7 protein-coding genes are annotated in these 5,834 nt (G+C 46.9%); 5 read left to right on the top strand and 2 right to left on the bottom strand.

Annotation, left to right across the window (positions count from 1 at the left end):
• The 3 genes from VFK44_14730 to VFK44_14720 form a co-directional block, all read left to right on the top strand.
• The coding region (locus tag VFK44_14730) for a hypothetical protein (GenBank protein ID HET7629625.1) at window positions 1–193 on the top strand (193 nt) is incomplete at its 5' end.
• Window positions 194–484: 291 nt separating this feature from the next.
• Window positions 485–1,645, top strand: a complete 1,161-nt coding sequence (gene yhbH / locus VFK44_14725) for a sporulation protein YhbH (protein HET7629624.1) — start codon at window positions 485–487, stop codon at window positions 1,643–1,645.
• Between the two features lie 159 nt (window positions 1,646–1,804).
• Window positions 1,805–2,245 (top strand): CBS domain-containing protein, encoded by a 441-nt coding sequence (locus VFK44_14720; GenBank protein HET7629623.1) that lies wholly within the window; start codon window positions 1,805–1,807, stop codon window positions 2,243–2,245.
• A 50-nt stretch (window positions 2,246–2,295) separates the two neighbouring features.
• Here the strand turns inward: VFK44_14720 and VFK44_14715 are convergent, their stop codons facing one another.
• Window positions 2,296–3,330, bottom strand: coding sequence for an ABC transporter permease subunit (locus VFK44_14715; GenBank protein HET7629622.1), 1,035 nt, complete (start codon window positions 3,328–3,330; stop codon window positions 2,296–2,298).
• Window positions 3,331–4,194, bottom strand: coding sequence for an ABC transporter permease subunit (locus tag VFK44_14710; protein HET7629621.1), 864 nt, complete (start codon window positions 4,192–4,194; stop codon window positions 3,331–3,333).
• Between the two features lie 267 nt (window positions 4,195–4,461).
• Between VFK44_14710 and VFK44_14705 the strand changes: the two genes are divergently transcribed.
• Window positions 4,462–5,130, top strand: coding sequence for an HAD family hydrolase (locus VFK44_14705; protein ID HET7629620.1), 669 nt, complete (start codon window positions 4,462–4,464; stop codon window positions 5,128–5,130).
• A 33-nt stretch (window positions 5,131–5,163) separates the two neighbouring features.
• A complete protein-coding gene (locus VFK44_14700; GenBank protein HET7629619.1) occupies window positions 5,164–5,715 on the top strand; it encodes a glycerol-3-phosphate responsive antiterminator in 552 nt (183 codons plus the stop codon).
• Window positions 5,716–5,834: the final 119 nt, after the last annotated feature.

Here is a 5,834-nt window from a genome sequence, read left to right as displayed (position 1 = left end):
TACGGAGGTGTATTCCTTGACCCGAAAAGAACAGTCCGACAAGCCGGCAAACAGCTCGATGGCGAAGGATGCGAAAGAAGTTGACAGGCTCGGCAAGGAAATGGAAACAATGGATACGAACAAACAAGTGAGACAAAAAGGAGAAACCCCCGATCCAAAGCAGCAAATCAATTCGTCTTCACGTGAAACGTGAAGGCTTTTTTTCGGGATAAAGACAACGTAAGCAAATGCCGCTAAAGGCTTGGCGGCAGCCAAGTTTTCTTTACCGTATCGAAAGGATATCGTGTCAGCGGAGGAGCCGATCGACGCAGGGGACACGAGAAGGGAGATAGATAAGGGCAACTAAGGCGTATGCCGCCAATAGCTTGGCGGCAGCCAAGTTTTCTTTATTTTCGTATTGGGCGGCAATTTCTTCGCCGGCATGCATAAGATGGCATTAATCGTTGCTACCCAGCATTCGGCAACTTATAAGGAGGGCAAAACCATGAACCATTTTATCGTTTCCGAAGAAAATTGGTCCCTCCACCGGAAAGGCTATCGGGATCAACAACGCCATGAAGAAAAGATCAAAGAAGCGGTGAAAAGCAATCTGCCCGATTTGATCAGCGAGGAAAGCATCATCACTTCAAATGGACGCCGGATTGTCAAAATTCCGATTCGGTCGCTCGATGAATACAAAATTCGATACAATTACGAAAAAAACAAACATGTCGGTCAAGGGGACGGGGACAGTCAAGTAGGTGATGTGATTGCTCGCGCGCCGGGGAAAGCCGTCAACGGGAACGGAGGAAAAGGTCAGGACGGGGAAGCCGGCGATCAGCCGGGCGAGGATTATTTCGAGGCTGAAGTTTCACTGATGGAACTCGAGGAATTGTTATTTAATGAGCTTGAACTGCCCGATTTGCAACAAAAAGAAAAGGACAATGTGACGACGGAAGCGACGGAGTTCAACGACATCCGGAGAACGGGCCTCATGGGAAACATCGACAAAAAACGGACGATTCTGTCCGCATTCAAGCGCAATGCTATGGAAGGAAAACCGGGGATCCGTCCGATCTTGCGAGACGATCTTCGTTTCAAGACGTGGAACGAAATCGACAAACCAGAATCAAAAGCGGTTGTCCTTGCGATGATGGATACTTCCGGGTCGATGGGGGTATGGGAAAAATACATCGCCCGCAGTTTCTTTTTTTGGATGACCCGTTTTTTGCGCACAAAATATGAGCATGTCGACATCGAATTTATTGCTCACCATACGGAAGCGAAAGTCGTTTCCGAGGAAGATTTTTTTTCGAAAGGCGAAAGCGGAGGCACGATATGTTCATCCGCCTACCGGAAAGCGTTGGAGTTGGTCGAACAGCAATACAGTCCTTATCGCTACAATATTTATCCTTTTCATTTCTCCGACGGAGACAACCTCTCATCCGACAATCCTCGCTGCATCAGCCTCGTCGAAGAGTTGATGAACGTATCCAATATGTTTGGTTACGGCGAGATTAATCCGTATAATCGGCGAAGCACCTTAATGAGCGCTTACCGTAGGCTTGAGAACCCAAAATTTCGGCATTACATCTTGAAACAGAAAAAAGACGTCTACCACGCCATGAAACACTTTTTCATGCGTCAGCAAGCCGCTGAAGTTTAGGCTGCCGTTTTCAGTACCCGCGGAACATCCGCGGGATTTCTTGTTTCTTCATAAATTTCCCCGAATCCGGACATGCTAAAGGGCAGCGTACGGTTGACCATGGAACCGTGCGGCAACTTCTGCTCGAGCATCAAGTAACCGTCAAATGGAGGTATGAAAATGGCAAATCAATTACGTAACGTGATGACTCCGCAAGTCATTGCCGTCACGCCGGAGCAAACGTTGCAACAGGCGGCGGCTCTCATGAGCCAGTACAACATCGGGTGTCTGCCGGTCATTCAACAAAACGGACAGTTGTGTGGGATGATTACCGACCGCGACATCGCTTTAAGATGTGTGGCCGCGGGAGTCAATAGTATAGCTCCGGTCGGACAATGCATGTCAACGACGAATCTCGTATGCGGCACGCCGGACATGGATGCGCATGAGGCGGCAAGACTCATGTCCGATTTCCAAATTCGCCGGCTGCCGGTTGTCGAACAAAACGGTCAAGTCGTCGGTATGGTCGCATTGGGCGATTTGGCAACTGAGCAAATTTATGCGAACGAGGCCGGACAAGCTTTGTCGAGCATCTCTGTTCCTTCCATCCCGCAAGTTTAATCGGTATCCAAAAAAAAGAAGCCGGGTGGCGTTTACTGCGCCCGGCTTTTTCACATGGGCTTCGAGCGGTAAACCGGCTCAAATGACGGGTGGATCGGATGGACAGGCTTAGTGGGATTTTCTTTTTCCGTGCTCGGTAACCGTGTTCTGCGTTCATTTTTTTCAGCCATCGCCGATTTCAACGCTTCCAAAATAAAGTTCATTGCTAAGATCGTGAATGCAAATGCGAACAGCGGGACGAGCGGCAACCACGGAAAAAACCTCAACAAATGATAGTAATGGCCGATCAATCCGGCCCATTCGCCTGTCGAAGAGCGATAGACGACTTCGTTAATAAAGGGGAGCTTTTCTTTAATGGTTCCGCCAAAGAACAAGTGGAACAAGCCTAAATGAACGAGAAGCACGAGAACTTGGATCACCTGCTGAACGTATTGAATCCATAACTTCGGAGCGAGATGCGGCAGCACATGCCGGCGAATGATGTGAAACCGGGATCCTCCCATGACTCTGGCTCCGGTGATGAATTCGTTTCGTAAAATCAAGCTTGTTTCATTTCCGATTAACAAGGATGTCGTCGGGATCGCGATCAGGGTAAGAATCACAATTTCCAAAAAACCTCGCTCCAAAACGCTGCTGTTGAAACCATTCTGAGTGCTGAACATGATGCCGCTGCCTCTCAACAGTAAAATAGCCACGAGTGCCACCGGCATGTAGTAAAAGGCATCGACAAGACCGGCAATGTATTTCTTGAACTGAATAAAATAATTTCCGTATAACAGTCCGAGTACAACGGAAATCGCAAGTCTCAAACCCGCTACCACGAAAGCGATGCCAAGTGTATACTTTGCTCCCAGGATGACCATGTAGAAAATGTCGAAACCACTTTCATCCGTACCGAACGGCGGATGTTGAGCGGGGGTTAATGGTGATTTGGCAAGCAGTTCCCCCTTATCACTGTAATGGAGAAACTCGCTGGGGACGTAGCCGTCATACACGAATTCCTGAATTAAGCTGGCCGTCACCAATAAAATAATGAAGGTTGCGCCGATGAGAAACAACGGTTTTTTCACCAATAATTTCAGCATCTACATGGCCACCTTTTGCGCGGTTAACCGTTCCACAATCATTTGACCGATTGAGAACATGAAATAAATCGGAACGAACAGTAGAAACAATCCTATTGTCAATACGACAGGCGAATACAAGGTGAACATGAAAAACATCAACCCGTGAATGTTAAATACATACTCGACGACAAGCAAGTTGGACAGCAAAAACCATAGGATGAACTTGGAATGAAGAAAAATGCTGATGATGGCATTGCGGAAAATATGGACAAACAGCAGGCAGCTCTTTTTCATGCCTTTTGCTTTCGCTAATTCTACGTAAGGTTTTTCCGTTTCTGCTTCGAAATCGAGAATCATCGTTCTGTAAAGCATAACGGCCGGCAAGATGGTCAGTACGAGAATCGGAAGCGCATACGCCTTGTCTTGCCCGAACGCAGCGATATTGAAAAACAGGATGTCGGTATGGTCATATAACCAAATGACGACAAGAATGAAAATGGCGATAACAAGCACATCGGGAAGAGATTCCAGCATGAATAGAAAAAACTTGATTCTTTCTCTAGCTTTTTTCGACAACAGCATGGTACAAAAAGTCGCCGCGAGTGCTGCGGCAAATGCCGCCAAAAAGGCGGTAAACAGTAATGTGAGGGAGTATCCCCATGGATCGAGGATTTTCGGAAAAAGCGGCCTCGAGATGCCCCGGATCTCGTAAACCAAAGAATCGGGATGAATAAGGCTGGTGAACACGGATTTCAATGTTGACATATAAGACGCAACATCCAGGTGAATGCCGTGAAACAACGACGGCAACGCGCCAATTAATAAAATGCCGACAGAGGTCAAAACAAACCTCAATCCGAGACGATATAACAGATTTCCCATTAAGTTTCCCCTTTTTATCTGTATATTAGAAAAATTCATTTCGTTTTTATTTTTTTTTTAAGAGAATCGTTTTCCCTAGACATACATTATATGGATTTCATAAAGCTGTCAAATGAGTTTTGAAATGCACAACCGAAATTTGTCTCATGCTTTTTTGATTGGCTCAATATCCGATGACGGCTTTTCTCCTTCCGGCTCATTGTAAGAAAAGAGATTTTTTTTTCGGAATCCGCTAAAATGGCAAGTAGCAGGAATGGGGGAAAACAAATGATCCGAGCGGTGATATTTGACTTTGACGGGTTAATTCTCGATACAGAGTCTCAAGAATGGAAAAGTTTGCAGCTATTGTATAAAGAATACGGCGCGGAACTTACACTTGACGTTTGGGGTCCGGTCGTCGGTACACAAGCGGGTTTCGACGCCGTCGATCATTTACAGGAGCTAACGGGGAAAGCGGTTGACAGGGAACTTTTCCGCAAGCGCCACCGGCAGCAAGTATTGTCGGCCATCGAAAAAGAGAATCCGCTTCCCGGTGTACAAGAAAACTTGGCAGTGGCGAAAAGACTCGGATTGAAGATCGGTTTAGCGACAAGTTCCAGTTATGATTGGGTGAGCAGTCATTTGAAGCGTCTCGGTCTCTTCGATGATTTTGAATGTATCACGACCGCCGATGATGTGGAGGAGGTAAAACCGAATCCAGATGTTTATTTAAAAACGGCTGCTTGCCTTGGTGTTGCTCCTCAAGAAGCGCTTGCTTTCGAAGATTCAGCAAATGGTTCGCTGGCCGCAAAACGCGCAGGCATGTATTGCGTCGTTATTCCGAATCCGGTGACGCAAACGATGACGTTCTGCGATGAGATTGACCATCGGATGAAAACAATGGCGGACATGGAGTTGTCCGAGCTCATTGCTTATTTGGAAGCTGACCGCTCATGAATGGGATCGTAGATAGACGGAAGGGGCAGTCCAATGGATCTGGGTAACCAACGAATTCTACCTGCAGTGCGAGGCATGAAGCAGTTCGAAAACTTGGTGGCGTCGAAATACACCTATCTCGTTCTGCTCGATTCTCATGTAGGGCAATTGAAGAGCATCGTCCGGCATGCGAAAGCGAACGGGAAACGAATCTTGTTGCATGCCGATCTTGTACACGGGCTGAAGACTGATGAATACGCTGCCGAGTTTCTTTGTCAGGAAATCAAACCGGCGGGTCTGATTTCGACGCGAACCGGAATGATCCAAACGGCTAAGAAAAAAGGATTGCTTGCGATTCAACGATTGTTTTTGCTTGATTCGCTTGCCCTTGAAACGAGTTATAAATTATTGAAAAAGACGAAGCCGGATTATCTCGAAGTGCTCCCGGGGGTGATGCCGCACATCATTCGCGAAGTGAAAGAAGTCACCGGCATTCCGATTTTCGCCGGCGGATTGATTCGCACGAAAGCGGATGTGCAATCCGCTTTGGATGCCGGTGCGGAGGCCGTGACGACTTCGCGTAAGGAGCTTTGGCGGGAATTTTAATAATAATTGAGTTGACAACACTTGATTGTTTTGCTTTAATTATTTACAAGTTAATAATTTGTGCGGAGACTAGGAGGTCCACATGAATTCACCCTAACGGGTAATTTGTGTGGATTTTT

The sequence above is a fragment of the Bacillales bacterium genome (genome assembly GCA_035700025.1).
Taxonomy (GTDB): Bacteria; Bacillota; Bacilli; order Bacillales; family DASSOY01; genus DASSOY01.
This window is presented reverse-complemented; position numbering and strand designations above follow the sequence as displayed.